Origin of the sequence: Vibrio viridaestus (genome assembly GCF_003856525.1) — a bacterium.
GTDB classification, from domain to species: domain Bacteria; phylum Pseudomonadota; class Gammaproteobacteria; order Enterobacterales; family Vibrionaceae; genus Vibrio; species Vibrio viridaestus.
The window spans coordinates 295153-315580 of record NZ_RJVQ01000005.1; the positions used below are offsets into that span (position 1 = coordinate 295153).

Genomic DNA, 20428 nt, shown 5'->3' on the forward strand with positions numbered 1-20428 from the left:
TATTTACTAAGAATTTCACCACAATGAGCAATATTCTAGTAAAACGCAGAGAATACGTATTGTCCCACTGCAAACACGGCGTGAGCGATGATTAAATAAAGAATCATAAGCATCTGATTAGGCAGTTTACGACCCAATACACCCGCCCCTAAACCGGGCATCAATATCAGTAGTCCAGCGAGCGTGCTCACAACTAAACCAATAACGATTACGGCTTCCCATTGAGGATTATCTATAAAGCCTGTTCCAGCATACAGAATGAGCAATACTGCATAGGCGATACCAATAATGTAATGAAAAATCCAGCCAATCACTTTGTCACTTTGATTTAAATTCGAAGCATCGCCCAAGACTAACGAACCTTTAGGCAGACCTTTTAACCAGCGCCCAACAACAGACCAATTTGTTGGTGGTATTCCTGTCACTTTTTGAACCAACATAACCCACACGTCGAGCACTAGCGTCGAACCGATGCCCACAAAGATACAAAACTTTATAATATCGTTCATAAACTCACTCACTTTCTTTTTTATGAGTCATCCAAATAATCGCACATAATTGACGTGCGTCATGGTTTGACTATCTCTTCTAATGAATACTATATTCAAATAATCGTTAGAATATTAGTTTATCAAATTGGAGAGAACTATGAAAACTGATTTACTCGTAATTGGTGGTGGGCCCGCGGGACATGTTGCAGCAATAAAGGCAGTCGAATATGGCAAAAAAGCCATTGTTATTGAAAAGTACAAACTGGGTGGAACCTGTCTTCACCAAGGCTGTATACCAACAAAAACTCTACTTCACACCACTGAACTCTATGATGAATTAAAGCATTGCGAGCAAATCGGATTACACGTTGAGAACGCGTTTGTCGATCTGCAGGGATTACAAAGAAGAAAAAATGAAATCATTGATAATATTACTTCTGGAGTATCGTCACTCGTAGAAAAGAAAGGTGTTGATGTTGTCTATGGTCTGGCCGAACTTATTTCATTAAATCGCGCTAAAGTGACCCTTTCTGACGGTTCCGAGGAATACATTGATTTTGATAATTTGATATTGGCAACAGGTTCAGAGCCATTCATGTTGAACATCCCTGGCGCCGATCTTCCATCTGTTATTACAAGTAATGAAGCTTTATCGTTTACTGAGCTACCAAAAAAACTCGTTATTGTTGGCGGCGGTGTAATCGGCGTTGAATTTGCTCAAATGCTCAATCGCTTAGGCGTTAAAGTGTCAATAATTGAAGCCTACCATAAGCTGCTTCCGCATATGGATAACGAATTAACACAGCAGCTTACCGATATTCTGCGCAGTGAAGGGATTGATATTTACCTAAATGCTGTTGTTGAAAGCTTCGAATCACATAAAGAAGATACTATGGTGTACTTTAAACAAGATGGTATCCGTAAAGCTTTGGATGCATCGACCATTCTGATGGCGGTTGGACGTAAGCCTAATACCAACCACTTAAACCTCGAAAGTTTAGGAATAGAGCTCGAACGCGGGGCAATTAAAGTCAATCGCTTTATGCAGACTAACATCCCACACATCTATGCAGTTGGTGACTGTACCGGTGGCTTTATGCTTGCTCATGTTGGTTTTGAGCAAGCTGTGATAGCAGCAAAAAATATCACCTCTGGAAATCAGGAACAATTCGATGGTAAGACGGTACCGGCCTGTGTGTATACAAAACCAGAATTTGCCTGCGTTGGCTTATCTGAAGAAAAAGCTCGCCATATGTTCGACAATATTAAGGTTGGTACCGCGTCTTTGGCAGGCAACGCGAAAACGGTGATAGGGCAACAAACGGGTTACGTTAAATTCGTCGTTGACGGTGATTCATCAGAAGTTCTCGGGCTTCATATCTTAGGCCCTAGAGCTAGTGACATGATTCATGAGGGAGCCTTGGCTCTGAAAATGAACGCAAAAATAGAAGATATACTTGAAACCATCCATGGCCACCCAACCGTTGCAGAAGGGGTACATGAAGCAGCTCAAGATATATTTAAAAATGCGATTTACAAATTGTATGATTAATAAGTGAATAAACGACAGCACAACCAAACGAATGCCCTATCGCGGATAGGGCATTGCTAAAATAGAGTTAGTGAACGGTAATTAAAGGGACTCAAAGAGTAAATCACATGCGGCTAATAGCTCTTCTCGCGCGATTCCATCTCGAGTTTGAATAGAAATACCGTTGATAAATGTATCAATGATCATCATTACAGTATTAGCGCTGGCGCCATGCTTCCACTCATTTGATTCAAAACCTCTATCGACACACTGAATAAGCGCGGAACGAATCTTTTTTCTGACAGACAACGCTAAAGCTTCAACTTCCTTGTTATCATCGCAACAGTTAAGCCCAGAGAGCACGGCCATGCAGCCTGAGGGAGTTTGCGATGATGTTTGCAAATTAATAGTTTTCTTAAGCATATTCTGGATAGCAGTTTTTGCACTTACCGAATAATTCTCTAACTCCGAGAGAGTTTCACCACACGTTTTGGTATAGAGATCCAGACATTCTGCGTAAAGTACACTTTTGGAACCAAAAGCTGCATAAAAGCTTGCAGCGGAAAGGTTTAATGTCTTTCGCAAATCAGCAAGTGAGGTACCCTCGAAACCTTTTTGCCAAAACAGATTCATTGCTTTTTTTACTGCATCGTCTCGGTTAAATTCTCTTGGACGACCTGTCCTAGCCATAGCTATACCTCTGAAAAGCCGTTAAATATATCGATTTATCAAAAATATTCTAACTCAATTAGAACTGTCCGGGAAAACTAAATATATAAATTACCGAGGTAGCAACTACCCCGGCACTGTATTTCTATTCATTCCCACATATGATTGCCTCAAGTTCAGGCAATGGAAGCATTCCTGCAGAACGATTCACTTCTTTGCCATTCTTAAAGACAACAACAGTAGGAATACTTCTTACACCAAGCTTTGTGGCGATTACGGGATGCTCATCTACGTTCAACTCGGCCATAACGAGCGACTCATCGGTAATTTTGTCTGCAAGGGCCTGGTAAATAGGGGCCATCATTTTGCAGGGCATACACTAATCAGCCCAAAGACGAACGGCAAACGTGATATCTCTATTTACATTTTCTTCAAAGGTTGACTCATTCAACGCTAATACTGAGTTTGTCACAGTAATGTCTCCAAATTAAGGAACAATCAATCCATAATAAAGACACAACAGCCCTAATTAGTATTCTGTTAAACCGCAGAACTGTTTAAGTCTCAGATACTAAATGGATGTCATGTCGCTATAACAGCTTTTCAACTAACTTTTCCAAATCGCCTGTCAGCATTACTCCATCGACCCTTCGAACTTCTTTACCATTTTTATAAATCAAAATAGTTGGAATACTTCGAATTCGGCATCGCTCAGACAATTCCTGATATCGATCGGTATTGACGTCGTAAAACTCGGCTTTGCCATGGAGCTTTTTCTCAGTTTGTTGAAAGACCTTTGTCATCATTCTGCATGGTGCACACCATTGCGCCCAAAAACGAAATAGTACCACTCCGTGCTTTTGTTTAATGACCTGATTAAATCGTTTAGTGTTAGCAGCTAAAACTGGCATAGAAATCTGACTTATTGGACCTTAGACACAACAGCTTCCGCTGTTACCTCAACACCTGCTTTTCGGGCCAAATTTCCAACAACACAAATTTTGTCCGCTTTTTCTGTGTACGCCTTGGCATTTTCTGCATCACTCTCTGTTGATTCAGCTGACAAAATAACGTTAGCGACATGATGAATTGTAAAATTATCTCCTTCTTCATGTGCTTGAGTTTCCACTGTTAAAGACTCAATAGGGAGTTTTTTACCATCAGAAATTGCTGTTAATGTCGAAAGGAAGCAAGCTGCGGTAGAAGCAACATAAAGTTCCTTCGGATTACTGTATTCACCTAAACCGCCATAAACGGAAGGAATGCTTATTTTTGTAGAAAGACCCTCACTCTCAATTAAACCAGAGCCTTTCATCCCACCTTCCCATGACAGATCGAGTTTAATATCCATAATTTCTCCTTACTAGTTTATTAATATCTAATGAAATATGATTTACTTTTGTGTTGCTAAACGTTTTTCGTCTTTTGACTCTAAAACACCACTATAAACAATGAGTAATACGCTAATTGCTACTACAGCTGCCGCCGCTGGCGCCGTTGCTAATAGACCGTAATTAGCCACTACCACGCCGCCAACTGAAGCCCCAACAGCAATACCAAGATTAAAAGCCGCGATATTCATACTTGATGAGGCGTCAATAGCTTGGGGGAAATGTTTCTCTGCTTGCTGTACAACATACAACTGTAAAACCGGTACACTGCCAAACGCCGCCGCTCCCCAGATCATTACTAGCGGTATAACGTAGTATTTATTCGCCGCGGCGAAGCCAAAGAGAAGGAGCGTTAATGCAAGTGCGATAAAAATACCAGCAGATGCTTTTAAAGGCCCTTTTTTATCTGCCCATTTAGCGGCATATGTATTGCCAAATACCACCGCAATACCGTAAAAAATCAGGATGGTTCCAATAGCTGATGAAGAGAATCCAGTAATTTTTCCAAGAATCTCAGATAGGTAGGTGTAGGCAATAAACGACCCACCATAACCAATTCCAGTAATTAAAAATACGAGCAACATCCGAGGGACGCCAATGACTGAAAGTTGCTTAAGAACACTGGCCGGTTGCGGGCGTTTTAGATTCGAAGGTAGTAAGAACCAAAGTGAAATCATACTCGCAAAACCCAACACACTAATAAGAGCAAAAGCCGCTCTCCAGTTAAGCCATTCTGTGATAAAAGCACCTGCAGGGACACCAGACACAATGGCTATTGTCATACCTGAAAAAACAATCCCAATAGCTCTACCAGACTTATTTCTATCCACCAGATCAGAAGCGATAACAGTTGCGATAGAGTAGAAAACGCCCTGTACGACACCAGCCAACACTCGACCTAATAAAAGTAATGAATAGCTAGGAGCAAGAGTCGTCAAAAGATTTGCTAAAGCAAACAAGAGCATCAAGCCAACCGTTAATTTTCTACGATCAAATTGACTGGAAAGTGCGGTGAGAATTGGTGCTGCCACAGCTACCCCCAACGCATAATAGGAAACAAGTTGTCCTGCAGTGGGAATATCAACCCCCATATCACCAGCTATATTAGGTAAAATTCCTACAACGACAAACTCTGCCATACCAATACCAAATGCAGCAGCGGCAAGCGCATATAAAGCAACAGGCATAAAAAACCTCAAATTAAAGAATGATTGTTCCATAATTTAATAATAAGGAATCCTTCTGTCAATAAATTTATAGAACAGTCATTCCACAAATAATAAAACTAGACAGAATCTAATTATGAAAAGTCAAAGGGATTGAATAATGAATCGCAGCCAGTTACTAAACATAGCTAATGAAACCGGGCATAACAATAGAAGCCCATTTTGAAAGGATATAAAAATGCCTCTTCTCGCGCTAAATCGTCAATAAAGTTAGAGTAAGAAGAAGCAATATCAATTTATAGTTGTTTCAACAACAAGTGTTGAAACAACCATAAATTGATAATTAAGATTTCTTTTTATTCATTAGGTTATCAAAAATACAACCATATGATGATATGAGCCAATACAACCATAAGCTGATATTTTCGTGATAACTTGAATTGCTGTTCAATTTCTATGTAAGAAAGTTTCTTACATAGATAAACATCGATTTACCGCCAAACGACTAATGGGGTTTCTTGATCATAGAACTGAAGATTCGTATCGTAACTCATAAATGGACAATTCTGAGTTACGTTTTTTCTAATTTAGCAAAAAATGAATTAACTGAAGTATCGCAACTCGCTTAGTCGAGTGTCCAGTATCACTGGAGAAGTTCACATATCACCTCAATGTAATTGATGACATAAATAATCCCTATCTATAAAATAGCTTTAGTGTTTAGTTGCATATATTGGAGACGTATAACATGGCTAATGGGGCAAAGTTTCATCGAGGAGATCTACACATTCACAGCTTTGGTTCTGGTGGTTCATACGATGTTAGTGATGAGCAGATGACTCCTGAAGGCATCATCTCAAAAGCAATTGAGAAGGGCATCTCGATCATTAGCATCACAGACCATAACAAGATTGCCAATTCCATTGCAGCGTTTAAATTATCTGAAGGCAACAAAGATATTCTAGTTATACCTGGAATTGAAATATCGACGACACAAGGTCATCTACTTGCCTACTTCCCCACTACCCAAGATCTAGAAAGTTTCTACGGTAAATTGAACTTTGACTCTGATAAGAGATTCTCAACCCAAGGAATCTATGAGTGCTTAGAGTATGTTAAAAATTACAATGGTTTTGGCATCTTAGCTCATATAGAAGTAGATTCTGGGTTTGAAGCAACTATTGGCAAGTTCAACGAAATATTTGATCTAGCGTTTCAACACCCTTCGATATTTGCTCTCGAAATCAAAAATCATGAATCGGTGAATTTCTATACACAGGATGATGAGAATCCAGATAGAAAACATGCGATGAAAAAGAGAAATCAAAGCCTTGGGTTTCCTGACTGTAACAAGTTAGCCAAAGTGATGTCTTCGGATGCACATTCTATGAATGCATTCGGTAAAAATGCATCTGGTGCAGATCGTCTAACTCGATTCAAGTTAGATGAGCTAAGTTTCGATGGATTGAGAATAGCCCTAATTAGCCATGACTCACGAGTTAGGCTTGAAGATGATGTTCCTGTCGCCCTACCAAGATTTAAAGAAATCAAAGCTTCGGGGGGAATACTGGATGGGATAGCTATTCAACTAAGTAATAACATGAACTGCATTATCGGTGGTCGAGGAACTGGAAAATCTACTCTTGTGACAGCTATCCAAGAGGCATCGAACAACCCTGTAGATACCACGGCAGTTCAAAAAAGTAATGCTTGGCCATCAAAAATTGAACTCACATACGAGAATGAAGCTGGTCAAGAGTTCAACTACACACTTGAGCATGGCAACTTAGCATGTATCGATACAAATTCTAATGTCATCGATGGTCAAGTTTCATTAGAAGCTTACTCCCAAGGCTTCACCACATTTTCAAGTGGTGGTGACGAAGATGATAAAGACAAAAAGCTTCTGAAATTCTTTGATGGGTTTACAAACGTTAAGCACCTTAAGGATGAGGACAAATCAAAAATAGTCCAACTTTCTGCAAACTTTGAACATTTACAGAATCTAACCAATGAGGTCACTCAAAAAGCTAATGTAGACAAAGAACTGCAAGAGCTACAAAGCATGAAAACTGCTTACGAGAAGCAGAATGTAGGTGAGTTGATGAGGCTCCATTCTGGCTTAGTTGAGGAAGAAGCACTCAGAAAAGATCTAGAAGAGTCACTGGGTGCACTCAGCAAAAGATACAAGCAAGCCCTATCCGATAAAAGTGACATAACCGAGCTACTCAATATCGACAAAACCAAAGTTCATGTAGGTAAAGATCATGTGGATAATGTACTCAGTATCGTTCAAGACTTCTCTGACATCGTTGACAGACACAAAAAAGAGTTGAGTGATGAGTTAGAACAAAAGTTAAATCTTCTCAGGACTGAGGTTATAGCTTGGCGTGGCAAAGAGGGAATTGCGAAACAGCAGATTGAGGTTAAAAAGAAAGAGTTAGACGATAAGAGGATCCCTTACGATGAAGGGAAGTTCGTCACTCTTTCCAATAACATAACTCGCCTACAACAAAGACAAAAAGAGATTCAAAAGTCAGATAACAGACTCAAGGAAATTAAAGCTGATAGAACAAAGTTGTTTAAAGAGCGAGAGAGAGTTAGCAGCGAAATACAGAAACATAGGCTGGAATTTTGCACTCGAATTAACCAAGACCTTTCCGAGCCTGTTGATGGTTTGTTTGTCCATGCTAAGGTTGGTGATGGGTACTTATCCAAAGAGTTTTCAACATTCATCAAAGATGCCACTGGTTGGTATAGATGGGCAAATAGTGACAAGATTGCCAATGCCATATCACCTCTTGAGTTTTACAAGAATATGAAATTTAGGAGATATGATTTTCTATCTGGTTTGGGTCTGAGCGATATTGACATTGAAGATGTGAAGACAAACATTTGCGGATTAACGCTGGAAAAGGTTCTGTCGATACCATTCAGAGAAAGACCGAAATTGACAGTTACTCGTCACAACAAATCTCAGGGTGACGCAGATGTTAAGGACATCAGTGAATTGAGTTTGGGGCAGCAGCAATCGATTATGCTATCCATCTTAATTCAGTCAGACAGTAATCTTCCTCTTATCATTGATCAACCTGAGGATAATCTAGATTCAGAGTTCATATTCAATAGCGTGGTCTCTAACCTTCGAAAATGTAAAGAAAAAAGGCAGATCATTGTTGTTACACACAACTCAAACATAGGAGTTCTTGGTGATGCAGAGTTGGTAATCCCGCTTGTTGCTTCCAACGATAAATCTTCAATTGTTGGTATGGGTTCTATAGACAACAGATCGACCCAAGATCAGTGTTGTGAAATACTTGAGGGTGGCAGACGAGCGTTCTCGACAAGAAAAGACATCTATAGAATCTAAATATTTGAGCTAGAGCTTGCTTCTATAGATCTAATTAACAAGTCATTGGAGTTGACTGGCAGATTACTATTAGTTAACGAGCAACAGGCATCGGTATTAGTATGAACGGCGCATAACCTGAGCGACGAGCCGCACAGCCGACTAGATTTGCTATGGTGGAATTTGTTCAAAACAGCTGCGAAATTAGCTTACTCAAATCACTGTATAGCCCTGCTTTCCCAATGGAGCAGGGCTTTTTTTGCATAATAATAGTAATGAGTTTCGATGATGGTTGTAGCAAACTTTGGGGCAAATTCGAGTCAGCCAGAGAAGGCTTCCTAGATGACGCATTTATATGAAGGTTATTTTCTTAAGAGGCGAGCGAAGCACCTTATATCTTCAACAAATAATAGCGGTTCTTCCATCGCTGTGAAATGACCACCTTTGGCTATCTCATTCCATTGAACTACATTATATTTTTTTTCAGTCCATATCTTAGGCGGCAATAAAATATCGGCACCAAACCTGGCTATTGCACAAGGGACATTGAAATCGTCTAGCGATGGTAAACCATGCATATTTTCATAATACATATTTATTGATGAACCTATTGTTCCAGTAAACCAATAAATCATGATATTTGTAAGTAACTCATCTTTACTGTAACTCTCATTCAAATGGCCATCACAGTCACTCCAGCTCCTGAATTTCTCTATTATCCATGATGCTAGTCCCACAGGCGAATCGTTTAAACCAAATGCCAGAGTTGAGGGTTTAGTCGCTTGAAGTGACATATAGCCACCTTCCTGATTCAACCAATTCATCGCTGATTTTTTGTAGTTTAATTCTTCATCAGAACAATAAGAGTCTTGAATAGATAACAGATCCCTAATAATACCAACATCTGTAAGATGCAAACCAATAAGACTATTTGGATATTTCGCAGCAAGGTAACGAGAAACTCCAGAACCAATATCTCCACCTCCTGCCATGTAAGTTTTGTATCCTAGTATCTGCGTCATCAACTCGTGCCACAACTCAGCAACTTGGGAATTGTTCAACCCAGTACTATTTGAAGGCTCGGAAAACCCAAAACCAGGTATAGATGGAATAATTACGTCAAAAGAGTCAGCATTGCTGCCGCCAAATTGTTCAGGATCTGTCAACATTGGGATGATTTTATGATAACGATAAAACGAATCAGGCCACCCGTGCGTGAGAATCAATGGTGTCGGTGAATTACCTTTACCTCTCTGATAGATAAAATGCAATTTTTCACCTTTGACCTCACATTGATAATGAGAAAATTGATTTAGCTCTGCTTCTTGTTTTCGCCAGTCAAAGTCATCGATCCAGTATCTAACCAAAGACTGTAAGTAGTCCAAATCAGTACCACGTTTCCAATCATCATTTTTAGGTACAACTGGCCAACGTGTCGCTTCTAAACGCCTGTATAAATCGTCTAACTGTATTTGAGCGATAGCAATTTTAAATGGTTTTATGTCCATACCAACAACCTTCTCTTATAATCTACAATTCAGCTTTTATGTAAAGTATAGAAATTGATAGAAATGACCAAAAGGACATATAAACGACAAATTAGGACAAGTATCGTTGAGAGAATCGATAACGGTATTCTTCTGGCGTAACTTCCAGATGTCTTTCAAAAACACGTCGCAAATTTGTAGTGGATCCAAATCCAGCCTCAAGAGCCACTTGTTTAAGTGTTGAAGAGGATTGCTCCAGACGTCGTCTTGCGTCTTCTAACCTTGCTTCTTCTACATATTTTGCCGGTGTCAAACCTGATTCCTTTGTAAATACTCGAGTAAAATTACGCGGACTCATGGAAAATCTGTCAGACAAAGCGTTAATAGAAAGATCTTCAGCCAAATTATTAAGTATCCAATGATGAATATTATTAATTCGACTAGATTTCGGGACTTGGCTAATAAGTGATCGGCTAAACTGTGATTGATTACCCGGACGACGTAGAAACATCACCAAATCTTGGGCAATGTCTCGAGCTATTTCAAAACCAAGGTCATCTTCAACTAAAGCAAGTGTTAGATCAAACCCCGCACTAACCCCAGCAGATGTCCATATGTTTTGGTCTTGTACAAAGATAGGACTTTTCTCAACTTTAACACTAGGGAAACGAGACTGTAATTCATGTACTAACCGCCAGTGAGTTGTTGCATTTAGTCCGTCAAGAATACCTGCTTCAGCAAGTATAAGAGCACCACCACATATGGATACAATTCTGTTGTTATAAGGTTTAGACAGACTTATCCATTCAGCTACTTCTGTATTTTCTTCTGTCGAAAGTCCCCTGCCAGTCACAATAACAGAATGCCTCTCATAATCAGGTTTCAGATCGCAAAGACGCTTATCAGCTAGTAGCTTAAGATTTGACTGTCCGTGGATGACATGGTGCTTTTGTGTAGTTGCTACTGTAATAGAGTAATGAGGCTCTAAATTTTCAGAAACAACAAAGTGATTAGCTCGCTGAAAAATATCCACTACTCCCGCAGCTTCAAACAACATCCCACCTTCAGGTACGATAATAAGAATATCTTTCATTATAAGTCCTCAGTCACAGTTGGCTTTAATTGTAACACAAAACATATTGAGCCAGTGAATCAAAGGATTAGTAAAAGCAGGCCAATCAATGCCAAAAGAAGATTGTCCAACATTTTAGGTTAGCAAGAAAAGGGGCAAAAGCTAGTCAATGGTTACATATCAACTTCATCATGAGATCCTATAATCTCCGACAGATTGACACTATAATCTCTAAAAAATACAATGCGCATATGTTTCATATATAAATCGTATATCTATGGGTATTGTTAAAATTTCAGAAGAACTGCATGAAGAACTTCGTAAAGCAAGTTCGGTCATGTCACGTTCAATCAACTCACAAGCAGAGTTTTGGATCAAAATGGGCATGTTGGCTGAGTTACATCCTCAACTTTCATTCAATCAAATAATGGCGAATCTGATGCAATCAGCGAATGTTTCCGCTACAAACATCTCAACAACTGAAGAGCATTGTGATGCATAGTCAAGTAATAATTAAGTCTGAAGAAGATATTTCGTTAATGCGAGAATCCGGCAAGTTACTTGCGCAGGTTTTTAAGATGCTCGACGAATACGTCCAACCTGGCATCTCTACGATGGATATTAATAATAAAGTTGAACAGTATATTGTTAATGAACTCAATGCTCGTCCTGCAAGTAAAGGACAATACGATTATGAATATGTACTAAATTCATCCATTAATGAAGTTGTGTGCCACGGGGTCCCTAAAGAGACTGAGACTTTAAAAAGTGGCGATATTATCAACCTCGACATTACTCTAGAAAAGAATGGATTTATTGCCGATTCAAGTAAAATGTATGTAATGCCTTCAGCATCTCCGCTTGCTATTCAACTGGTAAAAACAACCTATAACGCTATGTGGGAAGGTATTAAGCAAGTAAAACCTGGGGTAAAACTTGGTGACATTGGCCATGCGATACAGCGACATGCAGAATCCCATGGATACAGTATCGTAAGGGAATATTGTGGACATGGAATAGGTCGTGAAATGCATGAAGAACCACAGGTACTTCATTATGGTCAGCCAAATAGTGGACTCACATTAAAAGAGGGCATGATATTTACTATCGAACCAATGGTTAATCAGGGAACTGCTAAGATCAAAACCAAAAAAGATGGTTGGACGGTGGTCACTAGAGACAAAAAACTCTCAGCTCAATCTGAACATACAGTACTTGTCACCAGTACAGGATATGAGGTTCTCACGTTAAGAGAAGAAGAAGAGCTTCCATAATTGACAGTGAAGCTTTCGACAAAACATGTGTAGCAATTCATAAGAAATAATAATAAAACCTACGCATATTCCAACCATCTATAACTATGCCTCAAAATCGTTTTGGGGCAGATTCGTGTCAGCCAAGATCTCACTGACACGTTGATGGACAGGTACATGTTAGAACGTCGACTGTATCACTCCACTTTCGTATGAAAATCCCTATGGGTTACTAACGCTGCTAGCAGGGGCAGACAAAGCATGCTGCAAATTGGCGGTCCTTGTTAGCACAGTAATTCCCATTTGTTCAGGTAGGGTGTTAAATCGCTTTTCATCACGCGTTTTTCTTCTTTCCACTGTTTCGTAATTGCTGGAACCTCACCACTTGGAACTACAAAAACATCAGGAGAAACACCCAAATCTTCGAATTTATTATTGTAAATAACGAAGATCAAAAAATGATTCGCCTTAGGTACAACGTTATTGACCACAAGTGATGAATAACCCCGAACAGCTTTCACATCAATTGAAATAGCTTTTTCATTTTCCAGAACTACACGGATATCAATTGCCTTCTTATTTCCTTGGCTGACATATGCCTCAACACCTCGGCGATATAACTGAGACAAGATGAAATACTCAGCAGCAATACCAGTATTGAATGAATTAGCTCTTTTTTTCTGTTCTGACATGAACTTCCCTATATAGTAACGCTGAAAGCAGTGGCGCCAACTCCAATTTCCAATATTGCACCAAAAAAAATACTATTTACAACAGACAACTAAGCGTTACATCCATTGGTTTTCTTTGTTAGAAGTGTTACTGGCTAACATATATGGCTCTGTCGATCACTGTTTGTTAGGTTTAAATCCAGACACCAGTAATTGCCAATAATGCAGCAAAAAACACACCAAGACCAAACATCGTATAGTTAAAATATCGATCTGACTTTAAATCCTTTAAAACTTTATCTTCGGACTTTTCTCGTATCACAGCTTCATATTTGGCATGTGCACATGCATTATGGTGAAATTATTCATTCGAATAGAACAAGCTAAGCATGTCGAAATATACAATCTTCACTGAAATTCCCAAGTCCACGTTAGGCATAGTTAAAGTGGTGCTTCATGAAAAAATCCAGAAGACATCCTCTCTCTAAAGCTCTTTCTTCAATTTGCTTCCATAACACCGGTAAATAGGTTTTCAGAACTTCCGCATCTGATTGGTGGTATTTATCTTCACAGTTCCCTACAGCAGCCTTTAGCCACTCTGAGGGGGTTAAAATAGCGAGTCCTTGATGAAAATACTCAGGAATCGACTTCCGAATAGATTCTTCGCTACCGCTAGCAACATAAATTGTGACACCTTCACCTGTTGCGTAATAATGGCTAACACCGATATAGAACATATCAACTCCTCAGAAATTATTGCTTGATGAAACATCGTTGTTGTTTATAAAAATGCGGAGACTACATGCTACGCTCACGAAATCGTCCTAACCAGATTTCATCAAAAATATCGTCAGAGCCCCGGCCTAATGTGGAATACTTGGATTGAACTTCCCATTATAACTGACTGTAATAATTGATATTTTCCCTAGTGTAGATTCAACTTCACCGCTTTGATTTGTTGCCTGCTACTCTGGAGCGTAATCTTCTTTACCGATTTTGGCAAAAAGGCAAGTTTAATTCGCCGTTCAAGGCCATCGAAATAAATAAAAACATATCCGATTGGAGTACCAGGATTATTGCGTTCGGAAGCTATCCAATCTAAGTATGCTCCTCGACATCTTTCAGTTAAAATAACTCGGCCATTATCCAAGTGAAGCAACTTAGTAAATCTCTGTATGATCTCCATCTATAGCGTTAGAAACCGGCAGTTTTTCACCAACTAATGATGACTCTGTTCCGTAGCCATCAAGGCTTCTCATTACTCCACCGAAGTAGAATGACCCTTTATTGAATTACCGTTTATTAATAGTTAAGTGTTCATTATCCCTAATCCATCGACCTTTTTGTTTATTCGAGGTGTTTTCTGGTTCCTACTTGTATGAATTGTGAATGTGGCAAAGTCGTTATCATCTATGTCATCGAATGAGGGAGTTGTTGATGAATCAGTAATTGATGAAGAAGAAATATTATTTTTGATTTTTGTGGATTTAGTTATTATTTTTTTCTGAAGGACTACCAGTTACCGTAATAGTTATTTTAGTCTTAGGTTTGAAATTTCTTGATATAATTTGATAAAGAATAAAAACAAAAACGATAGCTCTAATCAATAATTCTATCATCTTTCCTTGAATGTCAATGGAAGTGTTCTACAAGAAGGCTTTTTCTCTTTTCTTGTTAAGTACTCAACAAAGTGCATTTATGTATAGGATGTATCTATTACGAAATGTAAGGTAAAGTCTATGATTGAAAACTTCGGGGTAAAAATAACTAAATGGTTCTGGCGTATAGGCGAGTTAACTCGATTCGGGATGGCTTGCTAAACCAATAGTGCTCGCAGTATGGTTAGCTGTAATCAGTGATCAGAAGGTAAAGGCATAGCTATGAAGTCAACAAAGCAAATTACAAAAGCTCGAAATGCGAAAATTGAAAGCATGAAAGCAATTAAACTTGCTTACCTGCAGGCTAAGGCAGAAGGAAGCTTAAAGACCTATAGAATTACGCAAATCCGTTAGTTGAATTTAAGATAGACTAATAAGCTATAAATGGAAGAGGGATTTTTTAGTACATTGATGTCTACTCTGATTCCAGTTAAGTTAGTTGTTATATAACGAGGTTTCGGCATAGGGTTACGATGCTTAACGGATGTAGCCGATCAGACCGTAACTTCCTAATTTAGTTCCATCGAATTACGCAACAAAGCCGCGCCAAAACTGACATTGAAAGGGGTTGGAGCCAGATTCGACAAACGTTTTCTTCTCCTTGATTCATCTAGTTTAAAGTAAGTGTATTAAGGAGGATGACACGATTTAGTAACACGCCGGCCTAAGAAAGATAGTGAATGTTCGATAGCAAAAATAACTAACGGCTTGTCAACAAGATACTGGTTTCGCTATTCAGAACGCCATCAAGTTCACGAACTACTTTCAGCACTGCATCAAAGGCCTGCAAATCACTCGCACGAATTTCGACAACCAAATCCCACGCACCATTAGTTGTATGAATTTTGGTGAGTTCACGTATACCTTTCATTTTTTGAATAACCTGGCTGGTTGATTTCCCAACGACCTCAACCATCATAACGGCTCTGACTACATTTTTTTCAAGAGAATCATCAGTACGAATAGTGAAACCAAGAATCGCGCCACTGGATACTAAGCGATCGATCCTGTTTTGCACGGTGCCTCTTGATACTTTTAAATTGTTAGCCAAAGTGGATATAGGTGCTCTGGCATCACTTCGTAGTTCAGCAATCAGCCTTCTGTCTAACTCATCTTGTAAATATGGCATTTCTCACTCTTAATTAGCAATTTAACCATTATGGCCTTACATTATGACAAATATTTAATCAAATGTTATGTATTTTTAGCATTTCTTATAGCGGACCGCACCTCTATCATAAAAACGTTGGTTTACATTATCAGGAGAAATTTGTGTCAACTTTTATCTTATCCGCTAAAGAACAAGTACCATTTCTAGGTGTTAAAGACGTGTGTAAGCTTATTTCCGCTTATGGCATAGAAGCGTTTTTAAAAGATCTTGCTCAACAAATTGAACAGGATTTTATTCATTGGGAGCATCTGGACAAATCAAATCGCTATGCATCGCACTCGGCGGATGGCGTCATCGAATTGATGCCAATTAGTGATGGCACTTACTTCAGTTGCAAAACTGTTAATGGTCATCCCAATAACTACCTTAATGAATTACAAACTGTTGCCGCTTTTGGGGTTTTAAGTGATGTGGCTAGTGGCTATCCAATCTTACTCAGCGAAATGTGTTTATTGACTGCATTACGCACAGCAGCTACTTCAGCTTTAGTCGCAACTTACCTTGCACCAAAGCACAGAGAACAAATGACCCTCATTGGCAATGGAGCTCAGTCTGAATTTCAAGCATTAGCCTTTCGGGCATTATTAGGAATTAATCGAGTCTGCTTATACGATATCGATCATCAAGCATCAGAGAAAGCCTATCACAACTTACGTTCTCGAGGTTTTGATGTCATCATTCATGACTCAGTCGAAGCGGCTATTACCAATTCTCAAATAATAACCACATGTACCGCCGATAAAAAATACGCACAAATTCTCGATGATTCAGTAGTAAAACCAGGCGTCCATATCAATGCCATTGGTGGAGATTGTCCTGGTAAAACGGAATTGAACAAAAACATACTTACGCGCTCTGCTATCTTTGTTGAGTACACACCTCAAACCCGAATTGAGGGTGAAATACAACAAATGCCTGATAATTTTGCTGTTACCGAACTGCACGACCTCTTTACCGGTAGTCACATTGGCCGACGAAGCGAAGAAGAAATCACTTTATTTGATGGTGTTGGCTTTGCTAGTGAGGACCTCTCTGTTTTGCGCTTTATAAGAGATATCTTAGCCGATGAGCAGTATTTAAAAAAATCTGAGTTGTACACACTTGATATCGTGTCGAATCAGGTCGACCCGAAAAACCTGTTCTCTTTATTCCAATAAGCTAAAAATTCGTGGAGTCTGTATCAATGGTGACTAAACAACAATGTGGTTTGAAATGTACTCAGCTACAAGAATACAACCGCTGTCAAAGCACTCATCAAGTAATAATGGTTCGTCCTCATCAATTTCAGGTAAACCAGCAAACTTTGGTAGACAATGCGTTTCAAAGAGATAGTCAATCAGACGAAAAGACAATAAAAAACAGTGCTTATATGGAGGTAACACAAGCCGTAGCTATCCTGCGTTCTCACGGTATACATGTAAAATTATTTGAAGACACAAGCCTCAAAACACCAGATTCGGTATTCCCTAATAACTGGTTTACTACACACCATGACGGGTCATTAATCCTGTACCCGATGCTTACGCAAAATAGACGACTGGAAAGAAAAGGTTCAATTATTCAGTACCTTGAAAATCGTCCACAATACGTTAGCACTATAGACCTAAGCTATAATGAAACTGAAGGCCGCATTCTGGAAGGAACAGGCGTTATGATTTTTGATCATATGAATGATTGCTTTTACGTTGCTCGTTCACGCCGTACTTCAGATACTTTGATAGAAAAATTAGCCACGACATTGGGAATATCTCCCATTGCCTTTGATAGCGAAGATGAATACGGAACCCCGATTTATCACACCAACGTAATCATGGCTCTGGGAACCAATTTTGTTGTCATATGCCTAGATGTTATCAAAGATGCGACAACCCGAGCGCGATTATTAGATTCGTTTAAAAATACTAATAAGGAAGTCATTAACATTTCATGGCAGCAGGCAAAGCGGTTTTGTGGAAATGTACTCGAATTGCAGGGGAAACGTGGAAAAATTCTCGCTCTATCAACCACAGCCTATTCAGCATTAAGTGAGATGCAGAAACATCGTTTAAGCCAGCATGTCTTTCTACAGCCGATTCATATCCCTACTATCGAGCAAGCAGGCGGCTCCATACGATGCATGATTGCTGAATTATTTTGATGAAATTCTTTAGATGTTGTCTTTCACGAGTAGGTTCTAATTTAACAATCAATAGGAATGGCCGAACAAATCGGCCATATTCTGGAGAAAATTATTAAATGAACCTATGAGTGGTCAGACAAATATTTAACATTATCTAAATAGTAATTTAAACCTAAATCCGTTAGTTGAATCGAGTTATGAACCATACTGATAAATGCTCTTTGAGCACAATACATTAAAACTATTCTAGGATCAGAAGTTAGCCATGAAACTTGCTTCTTCATCATCTCAGATAATTCAATATCACCTTGAGGTTGGTGTACCAACTTGTAAAGTAAGTAAATAACATCCGATCGGATTGAAATGGCAGTCAACATTTCAGCCAATAAACCCTTTATTTTTTACTAATACTCTGCTCAAACCTCAAGTGATAACGAACCAAAGCATTCAGTCCAATCTTGTTGAAACTGATCGATAGCCTCATCGACACACGAATTAGTCATCATTTGATAAGCGATATCAACAGGAATAGTGACACTCGAATTCCCGACACTCAGGCAATCAATAACTTGCTTCGTATTTTTAAAACTCGCCCCTAAAACCTGGCATGATTGAGCATGATTGGAAAGTAAAAGAGAAATGCTTTTAACCGTTTCGATTGCATTTCCGGAAAGCATATCAATTCTATTAAAATAAGGTGCAACAAATGATGCCCCTGCTAACGCCGCTATAATCGCTTGTTGTGAAGTGTATATAGCTGTACCCAGGGTCGTAATTCCTTCTTTTTTTAACACTTTGATCGCTTTCACTCCCTGCATAGTGACAGGCACTTTCACCACAAAATTATCGGCCATCTGATTAAGCCTCAGTGCTTCTTCTACCATTTCATCGCAGTTCTGACTGAGTACTTGGCCAAAAATCAATCCATTTCCCCCCAAAGCTTCACGAATTTTGGGGAGTAGTACTGTCATCTTTTCTCCCGATTTAGCAACTATAGTAGGATTAGTTGTAACTCCTGAGATAGGTAACAAATCTGATAATGTCTTGATCTGATTAACATCACTTGTATCAAGATAAATAGACATAATTAATTTCTCCAATTCAATCGTAATAAGGCTAATACAGGTGATAAGGAATAAAGAAAACCTTTATTAGCGTATAATACGTTTTAAATAACTAATGAACACCAGCCTGATGAATAGCGCTAATATTGACAACGCCTAAAAAGACTTGACTATCTCTATCAATAACGGGCAATGCGGTAATTGAGTATTTATGCATATCGTTAGTCGCATTACTGCATAATTGGTCAGAGAAAGAATATTTGAAACTTGCAGTCATAACGTTGCTAATTGGTAACATTAGGTCATATCCCAGGTGAATCGTTCTCCGTAGATCACCATCAGTAAAAACCCCAACGACTTTAGTCTCTGATACGATTGCAAGTAGCCCAAGCCCTGTTTTACACATTAAGGATATTGCATCAGCAATTTTTGTATTAAGACTACAAAATGCCTGTTGCTGCCTCTCACCGATTAATCTATCCATAGTGAGTAACAGAGCATTACCTAATGCTCCAGCAGGGTGTGATAAAGCAAAATCATGTTTGCTAAACCCTCTCATTGTCATGACTGTAAGAGCGATAGTATCACCCAATATCAATGTGTTAACCGTACTCGCACTTGGAGCGAGCCCTAATGGACAAGCTTCTTTATCGACAGCAGTTGATATACGATAGTTACATTGATTGGCTAAAAAGCTATTAAGGTTTTGTGTTATCGCCACCGTAGCAACTGCTTTTTTTGTCAAGATAGGTGACATTACTTTGAATTCTTGTACTTCCCCTGAATTTGAGATAAAGATCATCATGTCAGAAGATTCAACCATCCCTAAATCACCATGCAGAGCTTCGCTCATATGAATAAAAAATGAAGGTGTTCCGGTTGATGCAAAGGTAGCTGCGATTTTCTTCCCAATATGTCCCGACTTCCCGATCCCGGAAATGATGACTTTACCTTTACAATCCAGTATGGCTTGACAAATAGTGACCAAATTATTGTCTACCGCATTGATGAGTTTACTCGCTTGATCTAACTCGTCTCGAATGATGTTAAGAGCAGTAGAGAGTATTGTTTCAGTAGTGTTCATTTCTTCCATTCTTCAAACAACCTTTCACCATGAAAGATTTTTTTCATTTGGCAAAAATTCATTTTAAATTACATTCATTTTCTCCCTATTTCAATCATATAATTTTTTCATTGTTGAAATAAACAAAAAAATAGTTATAAATCATTGAATTAAATAGCCTCCCTTTAAAAAGCATTTTTTATTATTTTCATTTTCCTTTCATTTGCTTTCACAATGTGAGCCAAATCACTTTCACAATAAAAGTTTATATGC

Annotated in this window: 20 protein-coding genes; 6 read left to right on the top strand and 14 right to left on the bottom strand. The window is 38.9% G+C overall.

Annotated features, from left to right (window positions below; genetic code table 11):
- Positions 1-35 precede the first annotated feature (35 nt).
- Positions 36-509: a DUF2938 family protein gene (locus tag EES38_RS13655; RefSeq protein ID WP_124937764.1), complete on the bottom strand. Its 474-nt coding sequence runs from the start codon at positions 507-509 to the stop codon at positions 36-38.
- 139 nt (positions 510-648) lie between these two features.
- Between EES38_RS13655 and lpdA the strand changes: the two genes are divergently transcribed.
- Entirely contained in the window at positions 649-2043 is a 1395-nt protein-coding gene (gene lpdA, locus EES38_RS13660; protein WP_124937765.1) for a dihydrolipoyl dehydrogenase, read from the top strand.
- Between the two features lie 81 nt (positions 2044-2124).
- On the opposite strand, the gene EES38_RS13665 is transcribed toward lpdA, so the two are convergent.
- The 5 genes from EES38_RS13665 to EES38_RS13685 form a co-directional block, all read right to left on the bottom strand.
- Entirely contained in the window at positions 2125-2712 is a 588-nt protein-coding gene (locus tag EES38_RS13665) for a TetR/AcrR family transcriptional regulator (RefSeq protein ID WP_124937766.1), read from the bottom strand.
- Between the two features lie 124 nt (positions 2713-2836).
- Positions 2837-3067 (bottom strand): thioredoxin family protein, encoded by a 231-nt coding sequence (locus EES38_RS13670; RefSeq protein ID WP_341824552.1) that lies wholly within the window; start codon positions 3065-3067, stop codon positions 2837-2839.
- Positions 3068-3281: 214 nt separating this feature from the next.
- Positions 3282-3602, bottom strand: a complete 321-nt coding sequence (gene trxA, locus EES38_RS13675) for a thioredoxin (RefSeq protein ID WP_124937767.1) — start codon at positions 3600-3602, stop codon at positions 3282-3284.
- A gap of 11 nt (positions 3603-3613) precedes the next feature.
- A complete protein-coding gene (locus EES38_RS13680) occupies positions 3614-4042 on the bottom strand; it encodes an OsmC family protein (protein ID WP_124937768.1) in 429 nt (142 codons plus the stop codon).
- A 42-nt stretch (positions 4043-4084) separates the two neighbouring features.
- Positions 4085-5269 carry an MFS transporter gene (locus tag EES38_RS13685; protein ID WP_124937769.1) on the bottom strand — a complete coding sequence of 395 codons (1185 nt, stop codon included), beginning with the start codon at positions 5267-5269 and terminating at the stop codon, positions 4085-4087.
- 727 nt (positions 5270-5996) lie between these two features.
- Between EES38_RS13685 and EES38_RS13690 the strand changes: the two genes are divergently transcribed.
- The gene (locus EES38_RS13690; RefSeq protein ID WP_124937770.1) at positions 5997-8618 is read left to right on the top strand and encodes a TrlF family AAA-like ATPase; all 2622 of its coding nucleotides are present in this window, start codon (positions 5997-5999) and stop codon (positions 8616-8618) included.
- Positions 8619-8959: 341 nt separating this feature from the next.
- Here EES38_RS13690 and EES38_RS13695 read toward each other — a convergent pair whose 3' ends face one another.
- Both EES38_RS13695 and EES38_RS13700 read right to left on the bottom strand, forming a co-directional pair.
- Positions 8960-10105 (bottom strand): epoxide hydrolase family protein, encoded by a 1146-nt coding sequence (locus tag EES38_RS13695; RefSeq protein ID WP_124937771.1) that lies wholly within the window; start codon positions 10103-10105, stop codon positions 8960-8962.
- A 91-nt stretch (positions 10106-10196) separates the two neighbouring features.
- Positions 10197-11177 carry a GlxA family transcriptional regulator gene (locus tag EES38_RS13700; protein ID WP_124937772.1) on the bottom strand — a complete coding sequence of 327 codons (981 nt, stop codon included), beginning with the start codon at positions 11175-11177 and terminating at the stop codon, positions 10197-10199.
- A 256-nt stretch (positions 11178-11433) separates the two neighbouring features.
- Here EES38_RS13700 and EES38_RS13705 point away from each other — a divergent pair, with 256 nt between their 5' ends.
- Entirely contained in the window at positions 11434-11658 is a 225-nt protein-coding gene (locus EES38_RS13705; protein ID WP_047101829.1) for a ParD-like family protein, read from the top strand.
- On the top strand, positions 11651-12430 hold the full coding sequence (gene map, locus EES38_RS13710; RefSeq protein ID WP_124937773.1) for a type I methionyl aminopeptidase: 780 nt from the start codon (positions 11651-11653) through the stop codon (positions 12428-12430). The genes EES38_RS13705 and map overlap by 8 nt, the downstream gene beginning before the upstream one ends.
- 263 nt (positions 12431-12693) lie before the next feature.
- Here map and EES38_RS13715 read toward each other — a convergent pair whose 3' ends face one another.
- From EES38_RS13715 to EES38_RS13730, 4 genes are all read right to left on the bottom strand, one after another.
- Positions 12694-13101 (bottom strand): hypothetical protein, encoded by a 408-nt coding sequence (locus EES38_RS13715; RefSeq protein WP_124937774.1) that lies wholly within the window; start codon positions 13099-13101, stop codon positions 12694-12696.
- 410 nt (positions 13102-13511) lie between these two features.
- Positions 13512-13817, bottom strand: coding sequence for a hypothetical protein (locus tag EES38_RS13720; protein ID WP_124937775.1), 306 nt, complete (start codon positions 13815-13817; stop codon positions 13512-13514).
- A gap of 188 nt (positions 13818-14005) precedes the next feature.
- Positions 14006-14266: a TerB N-terminal domain-containing protein gene (locus tag EES38_RS22700; RefSeq protein ID WP_369333374.1), complete on the bottom strand. Its 261-nt coding sequence runs from the start codon at positions 14264-14266 to the stop codon at positions 14006-14008.
- Positions 14267-15438: 1172 nt separating this feature from the next.
- Complete coding sequence (locus tag EES38_RS13730) at positions 15439-15867, bottom strand: Lrp/AsnC family transcriptional regulator (RefSeq protein WP_124937776.1); 429 nt, start codon at positions 15865-15867, stop codon at positions 15439-15441.
- A 143-nt stretch (positions 15868-16010) separates the two neighbouring features.
- Here EES38_RS13730 and ocd point away from each other — a divergent pair, with 143 nt between their 5' ends.
- Positions 16011-17066, top strand: a complete 1056-nt coding sequence (ocd, locus tag EES38_RS13735; RefSeq protein WP_124937777.1) for an ornithine cyclodeaminase — start codon at positions 16011-16013, stop codon at positions 17064-17066.
- A 26-nt stretch (positions 17067-17092) separates the two neighbouring features.
- Positions 17093-18046, top strand: a complete 954-nt coding sequence (ctlX, locus tag EES38_RS13740; RefSeq protein WP_124937778.1) for a citrulline utilization hydrolase CtlX — start codon at positions 17093-17095, stop codon at positions 18044-18046.
- Between the two features lie 398 nt (positions 18047-18444).
- Here ctlX and EES38_RS13745 read toward each other — a convergent pair whose 3' ends face one another.
- Positions 18445-19113, bottom strand: coding sequence for a transaldolase family protein (locus tag EES38_RS13745; protein WP_124937779.1), 669 nt, complete (start codon positions 19111-19113; stop codon positions 18445-18447).
- Positions 19114-19204: 91 nt separating this feature from the next.
- Positions 19205-20185: a KpsF/GutQ family sugar-phosphate isomerase gene (locus tag EES38_RS13750; protein WP_124937780.1), complete on the bottom strand. Its 981-nt coding sequence runs from the start codon at positions 20183-20185 to the stop codon at positions 19205-19207.
- Between the last annotated feature and the right edge of the window lie 243 nt (positions 20186-20428).

Bases quoted from the DNA above. Each gene is read 5' to 3' on its own strand.
- EES38_RS13655 (WP_124937764.1), bottom strand. From the start codon at position 509: ATGAACGATATTATAAAGTTTTGTATCTTTGTGGGCATCGGTTCGACG.
- lpdA (WP_124937765.1), top strand. From the start codon at position 649: ATGAAAACTGATTTACTCGTAATTGGTGGTGGGCCCGCGGGACATGTT.
- EES38_RS13665 (WP_124937766.1), bottom strand. From the start codon at position 2,712: ATGGCTAGGACAGGTCGTCCAAGAGAATTTAACCGAGACGATGCAGTA.
- EES38_RS13670 (WP_341824552.1), bottom strand. From the start codon at position 3,067: ATGCCCTGCAAAATGATGGCCCCTATTTACCAGGCCCTTGCAGACAAA.
- trxA (WP_124937767.1), bottom strand. From the start codon at position 3,602: ATGCCAGTTTTAGCTGCTAACACTAAACGATTTAATCAGGTCATTAAA.
- EES38_RS13680 (WP_124937768.1), bottom strand. From the start codon at position 4,042: ATGGATATTAAACTCGATCTGTCATGGGAAGGTGGGATGAAAGGCTCT.
- EES38_RS13685 (WP_124937769.1), bottom strand. From the start codon at position 5,269: ATGCCTGTTGCTTTATATGCGCTTGCCGCTGCTGCATTTGGTATTGGT.
- EES38_RS13690 (WP_124937770.1), top strand. From the start codon at position 5,997: ATGGCTAATGGGGCAAAGTTTCATCGAGGAGATCTACACATTCACAGC.
- EES38_RS13695 (WP_124937771.1), bottom strand. From the start codon at position 10,105: ATGGACATAAAACCATTTAAAATTGCTATCGCTCAAATACAGTTAGAC.
- EES38_RS13700 (WP_124937772.1), bottom strand. From the start codon at position 11,177: ATGAAAGATATTCTTATTATCGTACCTGAAGGTGGGATGTTGTTTGAA.
- EES38_RS13705 (WP_047101829.1), top strand. From the start codon at position 11,434: ATGGGTATTGTTAAAATTTCAGAAGAACTGCATGAAGAACTTCGTAAA.
- map (WP_124937773.1), top strand. From the start codon at position 11,651: ATGCATAGTCAAGTAATAATTAAGTCTGAAGAAGATATTTCGTTAATG.
- EES38_RS13715 (WP_124937774.1), bottom strand. From the start codon at position 13,101: ATGTCAGAACAGAAAAAAAGAGCTAATTCATTCAATACTGGTATTGCT.
- EES38_RS13720 (WP_124937775.1), bottom strand. From the start codon at position 13,817: ATGTTCTATATCGGTGTTAGCCATTATTACGCAACAGGTGAAGGTGTC.
- EES38_RS22700 (WP_369333374.1), bottom strand. From the start codon at position 14,266: ATGGAGATCATACAGAGATTTACTAAGTTGCTTCACTTGGATAATGGC.
- EES38_RS13730 (WP_124937776.1), bottom strand. From the start codon at position 15,867: ATGCCATATTTACAAGATGAGTTAGACAGAAGGCTGATTGCTGAACTA.
- ctlX (WP_124937778.1), top strand. From the start codon at position 17,093: ATGGTGACTAAACAACAATGTGGTTTGAAATGTACTCAGCTACAAGAA.
- EES38_RS13745 (WP_124937779.1), bottom strand. From the start codon at position 19,113: ATGTCTATTTATCTTGATACAAGTGATGTTAATCAGATCAAGACATTA.
- EES38_RS13750 (WP_124937780.1), bottom strand. From the start codon at position 20,185: ATGGAAGAAATGAACACTACTGAAACAATACTCTCTACTGCTCTTAAC.